The sequence below is a fragment of the Azospirillaceae bacterium genome, assembly GCA_028283825.1.
In the GTDB taxonomy this organism is placed as follows: Bacteria; Pseudomonadota; Alphaproteobacteria; order Azospirillales; family Azospirillaceae; genus Nitrospirillum.
Genome location: JAPWJW010000004.1, coordinates 42993 through 65013, shown reverse-complemented (window position 1 = coordinate 65013; position 22021 = coordinate 42993). Strand labels below are relative to the sequence as shown.

Below are 22021 nucleotides of genomic sequence, written 5' to 3'. Positions count from 1 at the left end.
GGATCATCCGGGTATGCAAGGCGGCAAATAAAAATTCTGGGAGGATAAAAGACGATGGCAGCCGGTATCACGGGCGTTGGCGCCCCGGTGGCATCAGGCCCGGTGCGCAGCTACGGACGCGCCCTGGCGGTGCTGGCCAGCATCTTCTTCATGTGGGGTTTCGCGACCGTCCTGAACGACATCCTGGTGCCGCACCTGCGCTCGGTGTTCGACCTCAGCTATGGCCAGTCCCTGCTGATCCAGTTCATCTTTTTCCTGGCCTACTTCGTCATGTCGCTGCCCAGCGCCAAGGTACTGGAACGGGTGGGCTACAAGCGGTCCGTCGTCGCCGGGCTCGGCGTGATGGCGCTGGGCTCGCTGATGTTCGTGCCGGCGGCGGCATTGCCGTCCTTCCCCATCTTCCTGGTGGCGCTGTTCGTGCTGGCGTCCGGCATCACCCTGCTGCAGGTGGCGGCCAACCCCTATGTCGCCGTCATCGGCCCGGCCGAAAGCGCCTCCAGCCGGCTGAACCTGGTGCAGGCCTTCAACTCCCTGGGCACCACGGTGGCGCCGCTGTTCGGCGGCATCCTGATCTTCAACCGCAGCACCTCGGGCAACGCCACCGGCGGCACCGAAAGCGCCCTGACCGACGCCCAGCGCCTGGCCGACGCCCACGCGGTGCAACTGCCCTACGTCCTGATCACCCTGATCCTGCTGGGCCTGGCCGTTATCATCTGGCGCTTCAAGCTGCCGGATCTGGGCGGCAACGCCCGGCGCGTCGCCGCCAAGGAGCGGGCGAAGGAAAGCCTGTGGCGGCACCGCAACCTGGTGTTCGGCGTGCCGGCCATCTTCATCTACCTGATCGCGGAGATCGGCATCGGCAGCATGCTGGTGAACTATCTGTCGCTGCCCAACATCGGCAACCTCAGCCATGCCGACGCCGCCGGTTATGTCTCGCTGTTCTGGGGCGGGGCCATGGTGGGGCGTTTCGTCGGCAGCTTCGCCATGCGCTGGATCCGGCCGCAGATGATGCTGGCCGCCGTCAGCGTCGCCGCCTTCATCCTGACCGCCACCTCCATCGCCACCGGCGGGTCCCTGGCCATGTGGACCATCATCCTGGTGGGCCTCTGCCATTCCATCATGTTCCCCACCATCTTCACCCTGGGCATCAAGGGCCTGGGCCCGCTGACGGAGGAAGGCTCCGGCCTGCTGATCATGGCCATCGCCGGCGGCGCGCTGGCGGCGGGCCAGGGCTTCCTGGCCGACCGCATCGGCCTGCAACTGTCCTTCGCCCTGCCGGCCGCCTGCTATCTCTACGTCCTGTTCTACGCCCTGTGGGGCAGCCGCCCCACCCACGACGCCGGTGACGAGACATTGAGCACTTTGGATTAATGCCCTCAGTCGGCGGGCGCCGGCATCCGCCGGCTTGCCTTCCTCGCATTCCAGTCCACTGCGTTCCCCGGAATGCTGCGGCGGCCGCGGTCGCGGCCTAGAAAATACAAAAGCGCAAACGAAACGGGGGCCGGCATCGCTGCCGGCCCCCGTTCCATTTTCCCTACATCCCTCAAAAATAAAACTCTTCCACCAACTCGCGCCGGCCGCTGAGGAAGGCGTCGGACACCAGGCGCAGGGGGCTGATGTCCACGTCCGACCGGCCTTCGGCGATCAGGCGGGCGAAACGGTCGTACAGGCGGGGATATTCCGCCTCCTTCTCGTTCAGCACCTCTTGCCCATCCCGGTACAGGCGGGCGCCGCCGTGGGTCAGCAGCAGGGTGCCGGGGTCGGTCTCGACCTCGATGTTCCAGGTCTGCGGGCCGGTTTGCAGCCAGTCGAACCCGACGGTGATGGGCAGGCCGCCCTCATCCCGCAGCTTCAGGTCGGCGGCGACCGGGGTCTGACGGTTGCTGGGGAAACGCAGCACCGCCTGGTCCACGAACACCGGGCGCGGCAGCAGGCGGGTCAGGATGGACAGGGCGTTAATGCCGGGGTCGAACACGCCCAGGCCACCGGGCTCCCAAATCCATTCCTGGCCGGGGTGCCAATGGCGCACGTCCTCGCGCCAATCCACCTTCACGGACCGCAGCGTCTTGTCGGCCAGCCAGGCCCGCGCCGGTTCCACGGCGGGCGCGAAGCGGGAGTGCCAGGTGGCGAACAGGGTGCGGCCGGCCCGCTCCGCCGCATGGCGCAGATCGTCGATCTCCGCCAGGGTAGCGCCCGGCGGCTTTTCCAGCATGACGTGGCAGCCGCGTTCCAGCGCCTGGCGCGCCAGGTCGTGGCGCCCCTGCGGCGGGGTGCAGAGGGAGACAGCGGTGATATCCCCCTCCGCATCCAGCATCTGGCCGATGTCGTGATAGCTGGGCACGCCGTCCACGGTGGCGTGCCGGCTGGCCACCGCCTGAAGCCGGAAGCGGCCGTCGGCGGCGATGGCCGGCAGGTGCTGGTCGCGCGCGATCTTGCCGACGCCGACCAGCCCCAGGATCACCGGTGACGCGCCCGTCACAGCGCGCGCACCACGACCGTTTCGGCCGCGGCCACCGTCAGGCGGTTGCTCAAGGGGAAACGGAAGGGCGCGGCCGAAATTTCAAACACATCGCCTTCCTGGGTCTTGATGCCGTCGGACACCGACAGGGTGGCGGTGCCGAAGAAGTGGACGTGCACATCGCCCGGCCGGCGGAACTGCGCGTACTTGAAGTGGTGGTGTTCCAGATTGTCCAGGCTGTGGGACATGTTGCCCTCACCCGACAGGAAGGGCTTCTCCCACAGCGTCTTGCCGTCGCGCAGGATGCGGCTGGTGCCTTCCACCTTCTGCGGCAGATCGCCCAGCAGCAGTTCCGCACCCAGGGCGGCGTTGCGCAGCTTGGAATGGGCCAGCCACAGATAGTTGCCGCGCTCCGTCACATGGTCGGAGAACTCATTGGCCAGGCTGTGGCCCAGGCGATAGGGCACGCCGTCATCGCCGATGATGTAGATGCCGGCCAGTTCCGGCTCCTCCCCCCCGTCCAGGGCGAAGGCGGGCGACGGGATGGCGGCACCCGACGGGATGACGGAGCCGCCGTCACCCTTGTAGAACCATTCCGGCTGCACGCCGACCTCACCCTTGGGCGGCTTGCCGCCGTCCAGGCCCATCTTGAACATGCGCATGGAATCGGTGGTGCCGGAAGCGGCGGCCTTGTGCATGGCGTCGCGACCCTCGGCGGAGCCCAGATGGGTCAGGCCGGTGCCGGCCAGCACCAGATGCGCGGAATCGGGATGGTCGATGGGGGCCAGCACACGGCCCGCCGCCAGGGCGGCCGCCACGTCCACCGCCTCACCCAGGCCCAGCGCCTCGACGGTCTGCAACAGGGTCTTGCCTTGCGCGATCGCCTGGCGGGCCAGGGCATAGGTGCTGTCCACGCCCAGGACGCGGTGCGCGCCGTCGGCGTTCACCAGGGCGACCAGACGGGTGCCATCCTCGGCACGCAATTGCACCAGACTTGCGGACATCGCTTCTCCTCCCGACCAACGGTCGTTGTTATCTCTCATGCGGATGCGGCCGCCGGACACGATTCCGGTGCGGCCGGCATTTACTCAGACAATATAGGGAATCAGCCAAAACCAGATCAAACGCTTTTCTGCACCCCTTACGTCGCAGGGCTGCCAGGGGTGGGATCTTCCAGGGACAAATCGGTGTCCCGGTGGGCCAGTTCCACCAGGGCCTGCATGCTGGCGCGGGCCTCATCGGCGCTGCCCACGGCGATGGCGTCGAACACCCGCCAGTGGTCCGGCACCGGGTCGCGGGGCAGGGAGCGATGGCGCTGTTTATAGATGGTAGTCCACTGCACGGCGGCACCGATGCTGCTGGACAGCGCGATCAGCAGGGGGTTGCGCGTCGCCTCCAGCAGGGCGTCGTGGAAGTCCCGGTCGGCCAGGCGCCCCTCCTCCACCGCCAGGGTAAATTTCTCCATGCGTTGCAGGGCCTTGCGCATGCGGGACAGGTCTTCCGACTGGCGCCGCGCCGCCGCCAGGGCGGCCGCCTCCGGCTCCACCAGCATGCGCAGTTCGAACAGGCCACGGATGAAATCCAGGCTGGGCCGGGCCTCGAAGAACCAGGCCAGCACCTCCGGATCCAGCAGGTGCCAGCGGCCGCGGTCGCTCACCCGCGTGCCGGTCTTGGGCCGGCTTTCCACCAGCCCCTTGGCCGTCAGGGTGCGCATGGCCTCACGATAGGCGCTGCGCGATACCGCCAGTTGCTCGCTGAACGTCACCTCATTGTCCAGCAATTGACCGGGCTGATAGTGCCCGGAAATGATCAGTACCCCGAGTTTATGGGCGATGGTGCCATGGATTCGTTCCTTGCCGGACGCCTTGGCAGCCACCGCCCCACCTCCCTTGGGGGTGGTTGGCGACGTCTTCGCAACCCCCCCGTTCGTTTTTTTTGTGCTCACGGCTCCTCCTTCGGGATTCCGTAATTAACCATATAAATGAAGCACTTCTGGAATTTCTCGCATTCCCCTGCGACACCATCGCGCAAGCGCTTGCATTTTTGAATGCTAAAAACGCTTGCCTCCGGATCGGAGTTTCCTATTACTCTGACAAAATAACAAAGCCACTGGCCCAGGGCCAGGATTAGGTGACCGGTTAAACGATCATCGTACAGGGCCAACGCACCGCGCCCTCACCCATGATCGAGGACTGGCACCCTAGGGAGGCAAGGGTGAAGCATTTGCATACCTTCGCGCGTTCGCTGCCGGTGCTGCTGACGGGTCTGGCCACGGCCTTGGGGGCCCTGCCCGCCGCCGCGGCCGACGTAACGGCCACCGTCGCCGTCCATGGCGACCAGCCGGGCGCCGTGATCGACCGGCACATCTACGGCCAGTTCGCCGAGCATCTGGGCCACGGCATCTATAACGGCATCTGGGTTGGCGAGAAATCATCCATACCCAACACCCACGGCTTCCGCAACGACGTGATCGCGGCGCTGAAGGCGGTGCGCGTGCCGGTGATCCGCTGGCCGGGCGGCTGCTTCGCCGACGAATACGACTGGCGCGACGGCATCGGTCCGCGCGCCAAACGGCCCAAGCGGGTGAACACCACCTGGGGCGGGGTGGAGGAGGACAACGCCGTCGGCACCAACGAATTCATGGAATTCACCGAACTGGTGGGGGCCGACGCCTATATCGCCGGCAACATGGGCAGCGGCTCGCCCCGCGACATGGCGCAGTGGGTGGAGTACATCACCTCCCCCTCCCACTCCACGCTGGCGGATGAGCGCCGGGCCAACGGCCGCGACCAGCCGTGGAAGCTGAGCTACGTCGGCGTCGGCAACGAGGTCTGGGGCTGCGGCGGCAACATGCGGCCCGAATACGCCGCCGACCTCTACCGCCGCTACCAGTCCTTCGTGAAGGTGCCCGGCGACCAGAAGGTGGGCAGGATCGCCAGCGGCCCCAACGAAGGCGACTACAACTTCACCGAGGTGATGATGCGCGAGGTGTCCAAGATGATGGACGGCCTGAGCCTGCATTACTACACCATCCCCACCGGCGTCTGGAAACAGAAGGGCAGTGCCACCGCCTTCGGCGAGGACCAGTGGATTTCCACCCTGTCGCGCGCCCTTTACATGGATGAGCTGGTCACCAAGCATTCCGCCATCATGGACAAGTACGACCCTGAGAAGAAGGTCGCCCTTGTCGTGGACGAGTGGGGCGTGTGGACGGATGTGGAACCCGGCACCAACCCCGGCTTCCTCTATCAGCAGAACAGCCTGCGCGACGCCCTGGTCGCCGCCGTCACCCTGGACATTTTCCACGCCCATGCCGACCGCGTGCGCATGGCCAACGTCGCCCAGATGGTGAACGTGCTGCAGGCCATGATCCTGACCGACGGCCCGCGCATGGTGCTGACGCCCACCTACCATGTCTTCGACCTGTACAAGGGTTTCCAGGGCGCCACCGACCTGCCCCTGAACCTCAACGCGCCGGAGTACAAGCTGGGCGACGTCACCGTGCCTATGCTCCACGGCACGGCGGCGCGCGACGCCCAGGGCGTGGTCCACGTGGCCCTGGTCAATCTGGACCCGCACCGGGTCATTGACGTGCGCGCCAGCCTGCCCGGCATTTCCGCCAGCACGGTGGCGGGCCGCATCCTGACGGCCCCGGCCATCAACAGCGTCAACACCTTCGACCACCCCGACACCGTCCGGCCGGCCGCCTTCACCGGCGCCAGCCTGGACAAGGGAACCCTGGGCCTGACCTTGCCGGCCAAGTCCATCGTTGTGCTTGATCTGAAGTAAGTACGCATCCCGTCCGGGCGGGCGGGGGACGCCCGCCCGGGCCTTAAGTAAAAAAGTACGCCTGGTACCGCCTGCGCCTGTTTTCGCGTTCAGTACCTGAAGTCATGCCTTGAAAATCCGAGCCTGACAAAACCACGGCGCCCCCGTATGGGCGCCGGGCGCCCCTTTGCGCGCCCTTAAAACCGAAAAATCATGGGAGGGTAATAATGAGCATCCGTCGACGCCTGCCGTATTCCGTGGCTATGGTCGCCCTGCTGGGCGCCGGCCTGTCACCTGCCGCCTGGGCGCAGCAGACAGCCGCGCCGGCACCGGCCGCCACCCCCAACGCGGCCGACGCCGTGGCGCAGGCGGGCGCGCCAACGACCGACGACGGCCTGAACGAGATCGTGGTGGTGGGCATGCGGGCCAGCCTGCAATCCGCCCAGGAAATCCGCATGAACTCCACCCAGATCGTGGACAGCATCGTGGCGGAGGATATCGGCAAGTTCCCCGACAACACCGTGGGCGACGCCCTGCAACGCATCACCGGCGTGCAGATCACCCGGGCGGCGGGTGAGGCCAGTTCCGTCCTGGTGCGCGGCCTGCCCAACGTGACGACGGAGATCGACGGCCGCGACATCTTCACCGGCGTCGGCCGCTCGGTCGCCCTGTCCGACATCCCGGCCGAGCTGGTCTCCGGCCTGGACGTGTTCAAGACCCTGTCGCCGGAACAGCTGGAGGGCGGCATCGCCGGCACCATCAACATCCGCCTGCGCCGGCCGTTCGATTTCGACGGGCTGGAGGTGGCGGGCAGCGCCCGGGGCGTCTACGGCGACCAGCGCGGCGACATCGACCCCAACGCCAGCGTCCTGGTCAGCGACCGCTGGAACACCGGCATCGGCGAGGTCGGCGCCCTGGTCTCCGTCTCTTATCAAAAGCGGCGCTATCTGGATGAGACGGCGTTCAACTACGTCTCCATCGCCAACGCCGCCATCAACCCGGCGACGGGCCAGGCCATCCAGATTCCGCAGACCACCGGCGACATCGCCAACCTGGGCGACCGGCAGCGCATCGGCGCCAACTTCTCCGGCCAGTGGAAGCCCAACAACGACCTGGAATTCTATGTCGATGCCTCCGACAGCGACTTCCAGTTGGACCAATCGGCGGAATACTTCATCGGCATCCCCGGTGCCGGCGCCCTGCAATCCTACACCCTGATCCCCGGCACCAACGAGGTCGCCAGCCTGAGTTCGCTGAACAACTTCACCCTGACCAGCGATCAGGCCTACCGCGACCACACCAACACCGTCCAGATCGCCACCGGCACCAAGTGGACGCCCACGGCCAACCTGAAGATCACGTCCGATCTGGCCTACACCCACAGCAAGTACACCCAGGAAGACCTGATCGTCGACACGCGCTTCAACGCGCCGACATACTCTGTGGACTTCCTCAGCAACGGCACGCCCAATTCCGTCATCAGCGGCGTGGACCTGAAGAACCCAGCCAACTACTACCTGAACCAGCTGTTCGACAATTACGTCGTCCAGACGGGTAACGAGCTGGCCTATCGTGCCGACGCCAGTTACGCCACCCACCTGCCCTTCCTGACCAATGTCACCGCCGGTTTCCGCCTGGCCAGCCGTGACGCCGAAAGCCAGGCCACCAACGGCAACGGCATCGCCGCCCCCGCCGGTTCCGCCATCTCGGCCGCCAGCCTGCCCGGCTTCGGCACCCTGTCGCCGGCGGGCTTCCTCAGTGGCGACCGCGACCTGGCCGTGACCCAGTGGTACAACGCCAGCTCATCCTACCTGTTCAGCCACGCGGATGAGATCCGCGCCCTGTTCAACATGCCGGCGGGCAAACAGGCCTTCGACCCCACCAAGTATTTCAAGGCGCAGCAGGACAGCTACGCCGGTTACGTGAAGGCCGACTACGCCTTCGACCTGGCGGGCTTCCCCGTCACCGGTGATTTCGGCATGCGTTTCGTCGCCACCAACGAGAGCATCACCGGCTATGAACTGGTGCCCGACAGCACCGGCACCATCGCCACCGGGGCCACGCCGCAGCGCGTGAACAGCAAGCCGGACTATTTCAACGGCCTGCCCAGCTTCAACGGCAAGATCGGGCTGACCGACACCCTGTTCTTCCGCGTGTCGGCCGGCAAGACGGTGACCTTCCCCGACTTCTCCTCCCTCAACCCCTCGCTCAGCCTGAACTCGCCGGGCCCGACGCTGATCGGCACCGGCACCAGCGGCAACGCCCACCTGGCGCCCATCACCGTCCACCAACGTGGATACGGCGCTGGAATGGTTCTTCGCCCCCGGCGGCAGCGCCACCGCCACCCTGTTCCACCGCGACATCAAGGGTTACATCCAGACCTATGGCGTGGCGGAGACGGTGAACAACGTCAGCTATCTGGTCAGCGTGCCGGAAAGCAGCGGCAGCGGCATGCTACAGGGCGTGGAACTGGGCTATCAGCAGTTCTACGACTTCCTGCCCGACTGGCTGCGCGGCATCGGCACCCAGATCAACGGCACCTACATCGACAGCTACACCATGTCACCGGCCAGCGTGGGCGGCACCCCGGTGCAGCAGGCCCTGGCCAACGTCTCACGCTACTCCTTCAACGTGGTGGGCATGTACGAGCGCGGGCCCTACTCCTTCCGCCTGGCCTACAACTGGCGCAGCAGCTACGTCATCGCCTTCAACGCCGGCGGCCTGCAGCCCCAAACCATCATGTCCAAGCCCTACGGCGATTTGGGCCTGTCCGCCAGCTATGAGGCCATCCCCGGCCTGACCTTCACCCTGGACATCGACAATTTGACCGGCACCGTCAGCCAGAACTATTTCACCAACGCGGCGTACTATCCGCGCGATACGGACCGCTCGGATCGCACGTTCCAATTGGGGGTGCGGTATAAGATGTGAGGATGCGAGTGGGAGGGCCGGCCTCGGACGGGGCCGACCTCCCCTTTTGGTTTCGGGATGACCGAAACTCATTTCACACCATTGAACATGTCCGGCGACTACCGTACATAATTTCCTATCTGACGCTCGCTCGTTTATCGGCGACAGCGGTGGGAGATTCTTCATGCTGCCTTTCAAGACGTATCCACGGTCCCCCGCACGCGCTACCGCGAGGATGGAGCAGCGTACGTTGCCTGAGATCAAATCGCTGATCGAAGATGCGGCCGCCCAACTGGGAATCAGCCCATCGGAATTCGTGGTGAGCAGCGCCGCATGGGCTGCGCGCGAGACCCTCAGCAAGGTCGAGAGCACGCGACTATTGACCCCTGAGGATTGCGCAGCCTTCGTCCGGGCCTTGGAGAATACCGAACCCAGCCAGGCCTTGCGCGACCTGATGGCTTTGGACGAAGAGACCGCCGTTGCCGGCTCTTGATAAGGCCTTCCTCAAGACACTGAACATTGAGCCGCTGGATCGCCACAAGCATGATCGGGCGGCCTTCGATTCAGGCGTGACCAAGGTCAACAATTTCCTGATCAGCACGGCCGGCCGGCACCATCAGGACGACCAGTCCAAGACCTATGTCGCGGTGATGGCCGGAACCGTCAAGGTCATTGGCTTCTACACCCTCCGCCCCCACGCGATCGCGGTCGATGCCCTGCCGCCGGAAATACAGAAGAAATTGGGCCGGAGTGACACCGTGGGCGCGATCTATCTCGCGGTGGTCGGGGTGGATAAGAGCGCGGCGAACAAAGGACTTGGGCGCAAGCTGATGTCCCATTTCCTCGGCCTGTGCATGAAGGTCATCGACCAGATCGGCGGCAAGTTCATTGTGTTGGATGCCATCGATGCGAAAACCGCCGACTTCTACCGAAAATTGGGCTTCGTCGATCTTCCAAGCCAAGCCAACCGGATGTTGATCAGCGCCGAAACGGTGCGGAAATCCATGGGCGAATGATCAAGCCGACGCCTTGACACCGGCCGCGGCGCCAATCAACATCAAGTCATCAGACCAATTTCCAGGCGGCGTCGGGACAGCGCCCAGCCTGGAGCCCTAACCCCGAGGTGCCGTGGTTCCCCAGCCGGCCTCCGCCCTTCCCCTCTCCAGCGCCGCGTTGCGGCCATTGTCCGGTGCCGACCGCCTTGCCGGCGTGACCAAGGCGCTGGCGGCGTTCATCGCGCAAGGTGCGCTGAATCCCGGCGACCGGTTGCCGACGGAGCGGGCGTTGATGGTGGCGCTGGGGGTGGGGCGGTCCACGGTGCGGGAGGTCATCCGGCAGTTCCAGGCCCTGGGGCTGGTGGAGACGCGGCAAGGCAGTGGTACCTATCTGCTGCGCGCGGTGTCGGCTGACGCGGTGCATGTGTCGCTGACCATCGACGCGGCGGGGCAACTGCGCGACCGGCTATTGCAGACGCTGGAGATCCGGCGGGGGCTGGAGGTCGCGGCCAGTGAGGTGGCGGCGGCCAAGGCGACGCCGGCCGACATCGGTCACATGGAAGAGAAACTGGTGGCGATGGAGGCGGTGCACCTGACGCAGGGCACGGCCGGGCCGGAGGATCTGGAATTCCACCTGGCGATCTATGACGCCACCCACAACCCGCTGTTCCGCCAGCTGCTGGAACAGATCCGCGAGACCTTCGAGCATTTCTTCGAGAAGCCGTTTGACCGGCCCGATTTCGCCGGCCGGTCCTTCGCCCTGCACCGCGAGCTGTTCGACGCCATCCGCGCCGGCGACGCCGCGGCCGCCCGTGACAAGACGCTGGCCATCCTCGCCATCGTCGAAGAAGACATTAAGGCCATGTCCCGATGACTGAATTCCCTGACGCGCTTTCCCCCGATCCGGCTGAGAACCCCGTTGAGCGCGCCCGCCGCATCGTCGCGCATGACGAAGGCGTGCACGCCTATGAAGCGGTGGTGCCCGGCATCGTCCAGACCTCGCTGTTCACCTTTTCCAGCTTCCAGGAAATGGCGGACACCTATGCCGGCAAGCGGTCGCGCAACGTCTATTCCCGCACCACCAACCCCACCGTCGCCCTGTTCGAACAGAAGATGGCGGCGTTGGAAGAGGCGGACGACGCCATCGGTTTCCCCAGCGGCATGGCGGCCATTTCCGGCGCCGTCCTGGCCTTCGTGCAACCGGGTGACCGCATCGTCTGCGTCCGCCATGTCTACCCCGACGCCTACCGCCTGTTCGAAACCCTGCTGAAGAAGTGGGGTGTGACCACGGAGTATGTGGACGGCGCCGATTTGGCCGCCGTGGAAGCGGCATTGCCTGGCGCCCGCGTGTTGTACCTGGAAAGCCCCAACAGCTGGATGATGGAGGCGCACGACGTGGCCGCCCTGGCGGCCCTGGCCAGGAAGCACGGCGCGATCAGCATGATCGACAATTCCTGGGCGACACCGGTGTTCCAGCGGCCGGCCACCTTGGGCGTGGACCTGGTGCTGCACTCCGCCTCCAAATACATCGGCGGGCACAGCGACACGGTGGCGGGCGTGGTGGCGGGCCGGGGCGACCTGGTGGCCCAGATCCGGCGTACCATCTGCCCCTATATCGGCGCCAAGCTGGGGCCATTTGAGGCCTGGCTGCTGCTGCGCGGCCTGCGCACCCTGCCTGTCCGCATGCAGGCGCATGAGGCGTCGGCCCTAACCCTGGCGCGGCGGCTGGCGGAACTGCCGCAGGTGACGGCTGTCCACCACCCGGCCCTGATGGGCGCCCTGCCGCCGGGGCTGACCGGCACGTCGGGCCTGTTCTCCTTCACCGTGGACGGCAGCGTCGACATCCCGGCCTTCTGCGACGCGCTGACCCTGTTCCAGCTGGGCGTCAGCTGGGGCGGGCATGAAAGCCTGGTGGTGCCGGCGCTGGTGACCCATGTGCAGGCGGCCGGCCCCAACTCCGCCATCGATTTCGGCGTGCCGACCAACATGGTACGCCTGCATGTCGGGCTGGAGGGGACGGAGGCGCTGTGGGCCGACTTGGCGCGGGCCTTCGCCGTCGCGGGCAAGGCGACCTGATGCCGAAACGCGCCGCCCTTCTCATTCTGGCATTGCTGGCATCCACACCGGCCCGCGCCGACACTACGCTGCGGCTGGTGGAGGTGCTGAGCAGTCCGGAGCGGACGGAGACGCTAAAGGAACTGGTGGCGGGGTATGAGGCCGCACACCCGGGCACGCATGTGGAGGTGACATCGCTGTCTTGGGGATCGGCGTTCGAGAAGCTGGCCACCATGGTGGCGGCCGGCGACATTCCCGACGTGGTGGAGATGCCGGACCGCTGGCTGTCCCTCTACGCCGGCAACGGCCAGTTGGAGGATTTGTCGGCCTACCTGGCCCGCTGGCCCGACGCCCAGGGGCTGAACGAGCGCGCGCTGGCGGTGGCGCGCACAGTGGGCGACCGGCCCTATATGCTGCCCTACGGTTTTTACCTGCGGGCGCTGTATTACAACAAGGCGGTGTTCCGCCAGGCCGGCCTCAATGAGCCGCCCAGGACCCTGGACGAATTGCGGGCCGACGCCGCCCGCATCGCGCAGCTGCCAGGCAAGTCCGGCTATTGCCTGCGCGGGGGCCCTGGCGGCCTGAACGGCTGGGTCATGTTCGGGGCCAGCATCGCCGGCAGCAACGATTTCTTCCATGAGGACGGCACCAGTACCCTGACCGACCCCGGTTGGGTCGCCGGCACCACCTGGCTGATCGACCTGTACAAGGATGGCCTGGCGCCGCGCGACAGCGTCAACTGGGGCTTCAACGAGGTGGTGGCCGGTTTCTACACCGGCGCCTGCGCCATGGTGGACCAGGATCCCGATGCCCTGATCGCCTTGAAGCAACGCATGAAGCCCGAGGATTTTGGCGTGGCGCCCTGGCCCAAGGGCCCCAACAGCAAGGCCTATCCCACGCTGGGCTATGCCGGCTGGTCCATCTTCAAGAAGTCCGAACACAAGGAACTGGCCTGGGATCTGGTGGTGGCGCTGAACGGCCCCGCCGGCAACCTGGCCTGGAACAAGCGCACCGGCGCCCTGCCGGTCTATACCGCCGCCGCACACGATCCGCAGTACAGCGGCACCATCTATCAGGGCTGGTTCGCGGAACTGGCCGATCCCGACGTGGTGCCGACCCTGATGCCCACCGGCCTGCCCGGCTTCGCCTATTTCGCCGACAGCCTGGTGGTGCGCAGCAGCCAGCAGGCGCTGCTGGGCCAGATCGCCCCCCTGACCATGAACAAGCAGTGGGCGGCCTACCTGAACAAATCCCGCCGCAAACAGGCGGAGGGCGTGCAATGAGCCGCCGCAGGTTGGCGCTCGCCATTGAGCCCTATCTCTACACCGCGCCATCCCTGCTGCTGATCATCGCGGTCATGCTGGTGCCGCTGCTGACGGGCCTGTCCTACGCCTTTCACGACATCATCCTGCTGGATCCCCTGAGCGGCGATTTCATCGGCCTGGACCATTTCCGGGAATTGCTGGACGACGACGGCTTCTGGACCGCACTCCGCAACACGGTCACCTGGACCGCCACGTCGGTGGCCCTGCAATTCGGCCTGGGCCTCGCCCTGGCGCTGCTGCTGAACCAAGCCTTCCCCGGGCGGGGTCTGGTGCAGGCCCTGACCTTTCTGCCCTGGGCGGTGCCGGGCTTTCTATCCGGCCTGGCCTGGGCTTGGCTGTTCAACCCGGTGATCGGCACCCTGCCCCATTGGCTGCATGGTCTGGGATTACTGGCCCGGCCGGAGAACATCCTGTCCGACCCGCACCTGGCGCTGTGGGGCCCCATCGTCGCCAATGTGTGGTGGGGCATCCCCTTCTTCGCCATCACCCTGCTGGCGGCGTTGCAATCCATCCCGCAGGACATTTATGAGGCCGCCAGCATCGATGGCGCCGGGCCCTGGCTGCGCTTTCGCCGCATCACCCTGCCCCTGCTGGCGCCCACCATCGCCATCACCGTCATGCTGCGCACCGTGTGGGTGGCCAATTTCGCCGAACTGATCGTGGTGATGACCAAGGGTGGCCCGGCCGATGCGACGCAAATCCTGTCCAGCTACATCTTCTCGCTGGCGTTCCAGCGCCTGGATTTCGGCTACGCCTCGGCGGTCGCCGCCGTGCTGCTGGTGCTGCTGCTGGCCTATGCGGCAGCGGTGATGGTGCTGCGCCACGCGCTGACAGAACCGGGGTGAGGATGGTCCGACTGTTCCGTTATCTGGCACTGGCCACCTTCCTGGCCTTCGCCCTGTTCCCGCTGTTCTGGATGTTGAAGGTGTCCGTCACACCCGACGATTTGATGTATGGCGAGGGCGTGCGGCTGTGGCCCAGCCGTGTGACCCTGGTCCATTACACCGACGTCCTGCGGCGCACCCAGTTCCCGCTGTTCTTCCGCAACAGCCTGATCGTGTCGGCCGCCACGGCCCTGCTCGCCACCGCCGCGGCCTCGGCCACCGGTTACGCCTTTTCCCGTTTCCGCTTCCGGGGGAAAGCCTGGGTGGTGGGTGTGATGCTGGTGACCCAGATGTTCCCCCTGGTCATCATCGTGGCGCCCATCTTCCGCCTGCTGGCGCCCCTGGGCCTGACCAACAGCCTGGCCGGGCTGGTGCTGGTCTACACCGCCTTCAACACGCCCTTCGCCGCCTTCCTCATGCAGTCCTTCTTCGAGGCGGTGCCGAAAGACCTGGAGGAGGCGGCGATGATGGACGGGGCCACCCGCCTGGGCGCGGTGGTGCGCATCATCCTGCCCCTGACCCTGCCGGGCCTGGCGGCCACCGGCGGCTTCGTCTTCACCGCGGCGTGGAGTGAGTTACTGTTCACCCTGATGCTGAATTCATCGGCCGCGGTCAGCACCTTCCCCGCCGGGCTGCTGGGCTTCGTGTCCAAATTCTCGGTCGATTTCGGACAGATGATGGCGGCCGGGGTGCTGGCCCTGCTGCCGGCCGGCCTGTTCTTCTTCCTGATCCAACGCTATCTGGTGCAGGGCCTGACGGCCGGCGCCGTGAAAGGCTGACCCATCCCATGGCCGCCATCACCCTGACCGACGTGCGCAAGGATTACGGTGCCGTGCCGGTGCTGCGCGGCATCGACCTGGACATCAATGACGGGGAATTCATCGTGCTGGTCGGCCCGTCGGGGTGTGGCAAGTCCACCCTGCTGCGCCTGATCGCGGGGCTGGAGGACATCACGGGCGGCGAAATCCGCATCGACGGCCGCCGGGTCAACGAGGTGGCGCCCAAGGACCGGGATCTGGCCATGGTGTTTCAGTCCTACGCCCTCTACCCCCACATGACGGTGCGGGAGAACATGAGCTTCGCGCTGAAACAGCGGCGCCTGCCGGCCGACCGCATCAAGGCGGCGGTGGAGGGGGCCGCCGCCAAGCTGGGCCTGACCGACCTGCTGGAACGCAAGCCCAAGGCCCTGTCGGGCGGGCAGCGCCAGCGCGTGGCCATGGGCCGGGCCATCGTGCGTGAGCCCAAGGCCTTCCTGTTCGATGAGCCGCTGTCCAACCTGGACGCCCGCCTGCGCGAACAGATGCGCTATGAGATCCGCCGCCTGCATCGCGATTTGGGCGCCACCAGCATCTATGTGACCCACGACCAGATCGAGGCCATGACCATGGCCGACCGCATCGTCGCCATGAACGGCGGCGTGGCGCAGCAGATCGGGGCACCGGCGGAATTATACGACGATCCCGCCAACCTGTTTGTGGCGGGTTTCATCGGATCGCCGCCTATGAACTTCCTGGACGGGACGCTGACGCCCGATCCCGATGGCCGCGCGGCCGCGGTGGCGGTGGGCGGCATCGTCCTGGCCCGCGTGCCGGCCCCGGACGGTGCGGCGGCCGTGACCGTCGGCCTGCGCCCCGAACGGCTGCACCTGGCCAATCCTGCGGAGGGAATCCCCGCCCGCATCGACCTGGTGGAGCCCACCGGCCTGGGCCAGGTGGTGCATTTGAATCTGGGCGCGGATGGCGCGGGCCAGCCGCTGAAACTGTTCACCACCGACCGCCATCCGCTGTCGGCTGGCGAGGGGGTGGGCTTGACCTTCCGGCCGGAAGACCTGCTGCTGTTCGATCCGGCAACGGGCGCGCGGCTGCGGACCCGGCCGTGATGGGAACGGCCGGCGCCGGTTGCACTTGCGCACAGATCCACCAGCGTTCCCGGTCTTCCGACATATGGTCAGGCCAGTTGCCGCCCTTTATAATCGACCTTCTTGAGGTGGCCTGAAACTTCGTTTGGAAAGGATGTGCGATTGCGACCCCTGTTGCAGACGCCGACAATGGACGAAGTCTTCATCACGCACGAATTGGCCGGGCGCCCGCCCAAGGACACCGATTACCTGAAAGTAAAAGCTGGCGCTTCAGGACCTGTCCGTCCAGATGGCGAAGCATCCGGCGGCGGTCCTGCCCAAGTTCGTGGCGCTGGCGATGGAACTGACCGGCGGATCCGCCGCCGGCCTCAGCCTGTATGAACCGGCGCCGGTGCCGGGCGTCTTCCGCTGGCATAATGTCTGCGGCCGGCTGGCCGCCTTCGATGGCGCCACCACGCCGCGGAACTACAGCCCCTGCGGCGTCACCCTGGATCAGGGTGGGCCGGTGCTGACCCGCCATGCCGAAACCATGTTCGACTGGATCGCCGACGCCGGCATCACCGTGCCGGAGGTCTTGCTGGTGCCGCTCTACCTCGATGGGGATGAGCCGCTGGGCACACTGTGGATCGTGGCGGAGGAGGAAGGCCATTTCGACAGCGGGCACGCCCGCGTCGCCACCGAACTCGCCACCTTCGTCGGCATCGCGCTCAAGGTCCAACGTACGGAGGACCGCCTGCGCCAGGCGCTGGAGCGGCAGGAGACCCTGACGCATGAAATGAATCACCGGGTGAAGAACCTGTTCGCCCTGGCGGGAGCGATGATCCATTTCGGCGCGAGGCACGCCCGCGACAAGGAGGACATGGCCGCGACCCTGTCCGGCCGCCTGTTGACTCTGGCCGGCGCGCACGAACTGATCATGCCGGTCGTCGGCTCCCGCGATGGCGCCGCCACCGCCCGCGATATCGCCGACGTGATCACCCAGATCATCCGTGCGCATGAGTCGCCGGCGATGGCGACGCGTTTCATCCTGGATGGCCCCGCCCTGCTGTGCCAGCCGGCCGCCATCAGCCCCCTGGCCCTGGTGGTCAACGAACTGGCCACCAACGCCGTGAAGTATGGCGCGCTGGCATCCGACGGCGGCCAGGTCACCATCGACTGGCAAACCGGGGACGGCCAGTTGCATCTCCGCTGGCGGGAGCGCGGCGGCGCCCCGGTCGAGAGCCCGCCCACCCGCAGCGGTTTCGGCACCCGGCTGCTGGACAGTTCCATTACCGGGCAGTTCCGGGGCCGCTACGCCTATGATTGGCAGGTGCCGGGCCTGGTGCTGACCATGGACATCCCGCTGGCGGCCATCGCCGTCTGAGGCATCAGCCCTCGGCACCATCCAGGAAGGGTAGCACCACCACCGCGAAGCCCTCCGGATCCTCCTCCGGCAGAAAGTGGCCGACGCCGGGCATGACATGGCCCGACACCTTCGCCCCGGGGACGGCATCCTGGGCCAGCAAGCCACGATGGAGACTACCGCCCACCGATGCCTCCCCGCCCAAGGCCAGGATGGGCATGGGCGGCAGCGTTGCGGCGCGATTCTGCGCACTACTGACGGGGACCGCCCGGTAGTAAGCGAAACCGGCGGACATGCGGCCCGGCCGGCGGTAGCTGGCGGCATAGATCGCCCGGTCGGCGGGACTGATGGCGCTCGGAACGCGCGTCTTGGCATTGAAGAACCAGTCGAAATACAGATGCTCCCGCCCCTCGGTCAGAACCTCGGGCAAGCCCTCCACGGCGTGGAAATAGAACTGGAAGACGCGGGCCGCGTTGGCGATGCCGAAGGCGGCGTCCGGCATGATGCCGGGGATGGCCCCCTCCGCCACGCACAGCCGGCTGACGGCCCGGGGATGGCGCACCGCCCAGGCGTAGGCGATCCAGGCGCCAACATCGTGCCCGACGACGGCATACGTCTCCACCCCCAGGCTGGCCACAGCCGCCGCCAGAACATCCGCCACAGTGGCGGTGTCGTAGGCATGCCCTGCCGGCAGGGGATCGCTATCCCCCAGTCCCGGCGGGTCCAGGGCGATGACGCGCCAGCCCGCCGCCGCCAACCGGGGCAGCATATGGCGCCAGGCATGCAGGGTCTGTGGCCAGCCGGCCAGCAGGATCACGGCCGGCCCGTCAGCGGGCCCGGCCTCCACACCGGCGATGGCCGGGCCGCCGGGTGGATGCAAGGTCAGGGATTGATGGGACATGGCATGGCCTTTCTATAAGGAAATGGTCGTTCTCTTTTAAGGCAAGCGAATAGCGCCGTGCCCCTGCGGCCGGATGGAACGTTTTAGTCCAGCAATTTCAATGCAGTGGCGACCGCCGCCGCCAACGTGTCCCGCGGGCGCGCCGTCTTGCCCACCACCCGCAGCCCTTGCAGCAAACACAGCAGGGCCACTGTCGTGGCGGCCGCATCCACCGACGCCGGGATGGAACCGTCGGCCTGGCCTTGCGTGACCAGCCGGCCGATCTGCGCCTCCGTGGCGGCCAGGGCGCCCGCGACCACGGCCGCCATCTCCGGATCGAAGGTGGACATGTCCGTCGCCGCCCCGGCGACCAGGCAGCCCCGCCGCCCTTCCTCGCCCTCGGCCGAGTCCAGATAGAAGGCCAGCATCGCTGAAGCGCGCCACTTAAGTTTGGACTGAATGACACTTAAGCTTGGAGCAGAAAACCACGCTTAAGAGGCCATTCAAAGCCCCTTAAGCGTACCGCCGAGTTAGGTCACGAGTTAGGTCACAGCGCCTCCAGCATCAGCCGTGGCAGGCACTTGGGACTGCAGCAGGGCATCCCGCTCAGCCGTCACCGAGGCCAAGGCGGCTTGAGCCGCCTGCAGTTGACCGGTCAGCGCGGTGTTGGCGGCCGTCAGATTGGCATTGTCCGCCGCCATCGCGGTGTCGATGGCATTGACCAACGCCCCATATTCAGGATCAGCGGTGGTAATGGTGCGTGGCGGCAACTCACGTGTCGGGGTGACCGTGCCATCGTCCGCGATCAAGATTTCCAGTGCCTGGTAGCTCATGTCCGCGACGCTGATCGAGCCGTCGGGGTTGCGCATCAGGCGGACCTGGGCGCCATAAGGGATCGTCGTAATCTGCATCTTCTTCCTTATCCTGAGTGAAGGGTTCAGCCCGCGCGGGCGACGGATCCATCCATGTAGAGCCAGTTGGTGCCGTCGCTCATGACCTTCGGCAGCTTGCCCGTCGTCGGATTGGATACGGCGGCTTCCGCCCATTGGTTGGTGGCAGCGGCGGGTAGGCCGGCGACCGTGTACGGCCGATGGGTGTGGAGCGAATTGGCATTGATGATGGTTTGGGCGTTTCCCCGGTGCACCACCGAGTAGTCGCCGTTTGCCCGCAGGATTTCCTGTGCGTAGGTCACCCCCGAGGCAGGTTGCGCATACAGCACGATGGCAGCCGGGACATTGCTGCCGTTGACGGCTCCCGTCTGCAGCACGGTGATTGCGGCACAGTTGACGTCCGAAACGCCGTTGTTGCCACGAATGTCCAGCCAAAACAGGTGATCGCCGCTCGCGCTGGCGGTGCCCGTCACCCTCGCCCGCTTGGCGTAAATGTAGGGGCAGGCCGCAGCCGTATCGGAAATGGTGGAGAGGTAGATGTGGCGCGCCGCGTCCTCGCGAATGATCAGCCGGTCGTAGAGGTTCGACGTATTGTTGATGGCCAGGTAGTTAGGGATCGCCGTGTATGTGGCGGACACCCGGAGGGCTTCGACCGCTCCCGCGACCAGCGACACAGTGTTGGCCCCACTCACCTGCGCCAGGCCGGTGTCACTGTCGCCGGCAACGGCCATACCCGGGGCAGCCAATGAGCCCGATTGGACCGCCACGGGCTGCCGGAAGGTGCGCGCCACGCTGATGACCGGCGCCGCATTGGCATAGGCCCCCAATGCCCCCCAGACATTCAGGACACCAACACCTGTATTGGTGTAAGGCGTCGTCAACGATCTGGCCGCACACGCGTTGGCGACCGTAACGTTGCCGATGTTGCAGATGCTGCCGGAATAGCCGCTCGTCTGAGCGATGATCGGTTGATCGTCCATAACGGTCGCCGAAACCTGGTCGATGCCCAAGGCACTGTTCAGGCATGACACCATCACCCGCGCGATGTTGTTGACCACCGTGGCTTCGAAATCGGCGCCCGCGATGTAGCCGCTCATGCCGGTGAAGAGGGCGGCCGCCAGGCTGGACGTATTGTTGTGTGCCGAGGGGTAACCATGCAGCTTCAAGCCCGACATGAAGACATTGTCGCCGCCATTGATCACCAGGCCGATGCCGCGAAACTGCTCGACCTGCAGAGCGTGCAGGATGAAATCGTTGGTCTTGTTGGCACCGTCCTGGTTCGTGATCTCGACGGCCGGGGAGATGGCAACATAGGAATTGGTGACCGTGGCTGAGGCCGGCGTATCGAGCGTTATCGTCGCCCCATCGGCACTCACTGCCGTGATGGTTGCCCGCAGCGGGGCCAGCATGTTGGTGGGATAGGTGTTCAGCTTCGCGTCCAGAACATAAACGAGGCGCCCTACGTCAGCAGCGGTCATAACGGCGGCGGCCAAGGTCAACGTGGTCGATCCCGCCGCCATGGCGCCACGCACACCGTCGAAGAGGCCCACTCCCCCGGACGTGGTGCGCACGGCCGTCATCGTCGTGACGGCATTTTGGGCATCCGTCACGGACTGGATCGTAAAGATCTGCGTACCCACGCAGATGATCTGACCGACATCGGAGGCATCGAAAATCGCGGCGGACGCCTGAAGAGCGGTGGCCCCATACGCAATGGAGAAGGTTGTTGTCGTGGGGATCTGCTTTCGCGCCCGCTGGCAGCCCGCCCCCCACACATAGGTGTCGTCCACCACGGCGTTCCAGACCGATCCCAGCCGGAGCGCCGTGTTGTTGGCGTAGCTGGACAGGGTGCACCGCACCAGGCGCAGGCTGCTGCAATACATATGCTCGAAGAGCACTGGCCCGGTGCCCGCGCTTTGAACCGCCACGGATGTGTTGAAGGCCACGTTCTCAATCTCCAACTGGCCGCCTCGCGTAGAGGGGCTGGTGGGATTGGTCGCGCTGAAGGCCACCAAGTTGGCGCCGCTGAAATCGACCGTGAACGTGCCCGGCCCCCTAATTTTGGTCCGCACGCCCGTATAGAGCGAGATGGGGGCCGTCACCCGAAAGTTCCTGCCGCCCAAATGCAGACAGCCACCCCCAATCACCGCGACGGCGTTCCAGGCTGCCTGTAGGGCCGCTGTGTCATCAGCGATCCCATCACCGACAGCACCCCAGTCCATCGGCGTGGGGAAGTCGCCGCAGTGGGCGGCCAGCGTCCGGAAGGTTTCCGCGCCCTGGGCGACGACGACGGCGGCCGTCTTGTCGCCCGTCGCCGCATACTGCGACAGGCGGGTGATCGCCCGGTTCACCAGCACGTCCGGGCGCGTGTTGCCGTTGGGGATCAGGGCCGTGTTCGACAACGGGTCGAAGTCGCGCACCAGCTGGTAGGCGATGCCGGTGTAGCTGTCGCCAGCCCAGGGGCTTTCCAGGCGCAGCTTGCCATTGTCCACCACGGCCGCCACATAGGCCACCAGGCTGATGGTCGGCGACGGCAGGGGTTGCAGCAACTGGCCTTGGGCGGCGTTGGCCAGCCAGGCCGTACCGGTGCCGGTGACGACGTCGCTGCCGTTGGTCAGGGTGATGGTGCCGGTCGAATAGGCTGCCATGGTCAATC

Annotated in this window: 19 protein-coding genes and 1 pseudogene; 13 read left to right on the top strand and 7 right to left on the bottom strand. The window is 66.1% G+C overall.

The features are described from left to right. Positions 1–54 precede the first annotated feature (54 nt). Positions 55–1371 carry a sugar MFS transporter gene (locus tag PW843_24605; GenBank protein ID MDE1149745.1) on the top strand — a complete coding sequence of 439 codons (1317 nt, stop codon included), beginning with the start codon at positions 55–57 and terminating at the stop codon, positions 1369–1371. A gap of 172 nt (positions 1372–1543) precedes the next feature. On the opposite strand, the gene PW843_24600 is transcribed toward PW843_24605, so the two are convergent. The 3 genes from PW843_24600 to PW843_24590 all read right to left on the bottom strand — a co-directional run bounded on the left by PW843_24600 (position 1544) and on the right by PW843_24590 (position 4334). Continuing rightward, on the bottom strand, positions 1544–2479 hold the full coding sequence (locus tag PW843_24600; GenBank protein ID MDE1149744.1) for a Gfo/Idh/MocA family oxidoreductase: 936 nt from the start codon (positions 2477–2479) through the stop codon (positions 1544–1546). Further along, complete coding sequence (gguC, locus tag PW843_24595) at positions 2476–3462, bottom strand: GguC family protein (GenBank protein ID MDE1149743.1); 987 nt, start codon at positions 3460–3462, stop codon at positions 2476–2478. Before gguC ends, PW843_24600 begins: the two co-directional genes overlap by 4 nt. Before the next feature lie 137 nt (positions 3463–3599). Further along, complete coding sequence (locus PW843_24590) at positions 3600–4334, bottom strand: FadR/GntR family transcriptional regulator (GenBank protein ID MDE1149742.1); 735 nt, start codon at positions 4332–4334, stop codon at positions 3600–3602. 338 nt (positions 4335–4672) lie between these two features. Here PW843_24590 and PW843_24585 point away from each other — a divergent pair, with 338 nt between their 5' ends. The 12 genes and pseudogenes from PW843_24585 (at position 4673) to PW843_24530 (ending at position 17616) form a co-directional block, all read left to right on the top strand. After that, a complete protein-coding gene (locus PW843_24585; GenBank protein MDE1149741.1) occupies positions 4673–6247 on the top strand; it encodes an alpha-L-arabinofuranosidase C-terminal domain-containing protein in 1575 nt (524 codons plus the stop codon). A 242-nt stretch (positions 6248–6489) separates the two neighbouring features. Continuing rightward, positions 6490–8496: pseudogene (locus PW843_24580) on the top strand (TonB-dependent receptor). 22 nt (positions 8497–8518) lie between these two features. Continuing rightward, complete coding sequence (locus tag PW843_24575) at positions 8519–9157, top strand: TonB-dependent receptor (protein MDE1149740.1); 639 nt, start codon at positions 8519–8521, stop codon at positions 9155–9157. A 214-nt stretch (positions 9158–9371) separates the two neighbouring features. Then, the gene (locus tag PW843_24570) at positions 9372–9629 is read left to right on the top strand and encodes a DUF1778 domain-containing protein (protein MDE1149739.1); all 258 of its coding nucleotides are present in this window, start codon (positions 9372–9374) and stop codon (positions 9627–9629) included. Beyond that, a complete protein-coding gene (locus tag PW843_24565; GenBank protein ID MDE1149738.1) occupies positions 9616–10152 on the top strand; it encodes a GNAT family N-acetyltransferase in 537 nt (178 codons plus the stop codon). The genes PW843_24570 and PW843_24565 overlap by 14 nt, the downstream gene beginning before the upstream one ends. Before the next feature lie 112 nt (positions 10153–10264). Then, positions 10265–11005: an FCD domain-containing protein gene (locus PW843_24560; GenBank protein ID MDE1149737.1), complete on the top strand. Its 741-nt coding sequence runs from the start codon at positions 10265–10267 to the stop codon at positions 11003–11005. Next, on the top strand, positions 11002–12207 hold the full coding sequence (locus PW843_24555; GenBank protein ID MDE1149736.1) for a PLP-dependent transferase: 1206 nt from the start codon (positions 11002–11004) through the stop codon (positions 12205–12207). The genes PW843_24560 and PW843_24555 overlap by 4 nt, the downstream gene beginning before the upstream one ends. Then, a complete protein-coding gene (locus PW843_24550) occupies positions 12207–13469 on the top strand; it encodes a sugar ABC transporter substrate-binding protein (protein MDE1149735.1) in 1263 nt (420 codons plus the stop codon). The genes PW843_24555 and PW843_24550 overlap by 1 nt, the downstream gene beginning before the upstream one ends. Continuing rightward, positions 13466–14356 (top strand): sugar ABC transporter permease, encoded by an 891-nt coding sequence (locus tag PW843_24545; protein MDE1149734.1) that lies wholly within the window; start codon positions 13466–13468, stop codon positions 14354–14356. The genes PW843_24550 and PW843_24545 overlap by 4 nt, the downstream gene beginning before the upstream one ends. A 2-nt stretch (positions 14357–14358) precedes the next feature. Continuing rightward, positions 14359–15174, top strand: coding sequence for a carbohydrate ABC transporter permease (locus PW843_24540; GenBank protein ID MDE1149733.1), 816 nt, complete (start codon positions 14359–14361; stop codon positions 15172–15174). An 8-nt stretch (positions 15175–15182) separates the two neighbouring features. Beyond that, positions 15183–16274 (top strand): sn-glycerol-3-phosphate ABC transporter ATP-binding protein UgpC, encoded by a 1092-nt coding sequence (gene ugpC / locus PW843_24535; GenBank protein ID MDE1149732.1) that lies wholly within the window; start codon positions 15183–15185, stop codon positions 16272–16274. Between the two features lie 268 nt (positions 16275–16542). Further along, the gene (locus PW843_24530) at positions 16543–17616 is read left to right on the top strand and encodes an HWE histidine kinase domain-containing protein (GenBank protein MDE1149731.1); all 1074 of its coding nucleotides are present in this window, start codon (positions 16543–16545) and stop codon (positions 17614–17616) included. Positions 17617–17620: 4 nt separating this feature from the next. On the opposite strand, the gene PW843_24525 is transcribed toward PW843_24530, so the two are convergent. The 4 genes from PW843_24525 to PW843_24510 all read right to left on the bottom strand — a co-directional run bounded on the left by PW843_24525 (position 17621) and on the right by PW843_24510 (position 22013). Further along, complete coding sequence (locus PW843_24525) at positions 17621–18496, bottom strand: alpha/beta hydrolase (protein ID MDE1149730.1); 876 nt, start codon at positions 18494–18496, stop codon at positions 17621–17623. A gap of 83 nt (positions 18497–18579) precedes the next feature. Further along, positions 18580–18903: a hypothetical protein gene (locus PW843_24520; GenBank protein MDE1149729.1), complete on the bottom strand. Its 324-nt coding sequence runs from the start codon at positions 18901–18903 to the stop codon at positions 18580–18582. A 114-nt stretch (positions 18904–19017) separates the two neighbouring features. Next, positions 19018–19386: a hypothetical protein gene (locus PW843_24515; GenBank protein MDE1149728.1), complete on the bottom strand. Its 369-nt coding sequence runs from the start codon at positions 19384–19386 to the stop codon at positions 19018–19020. Positions 19387–19412: 26 nt separating this feature from the next. Continuing rightward, positions 19413–22013 carry a hypothetical protein gene (locus PW843_24510; GenBank protein ID MDE1149727.1) on the bottom strand — a complete coding sequence of 867 codons (2601 nt, stop codon included), beginning with the start codon at positions 22011–22013 and terminating at the stop codon, positions 19413–19415. Positions 22014–22021: the final 8 nt, after the last annotated feature.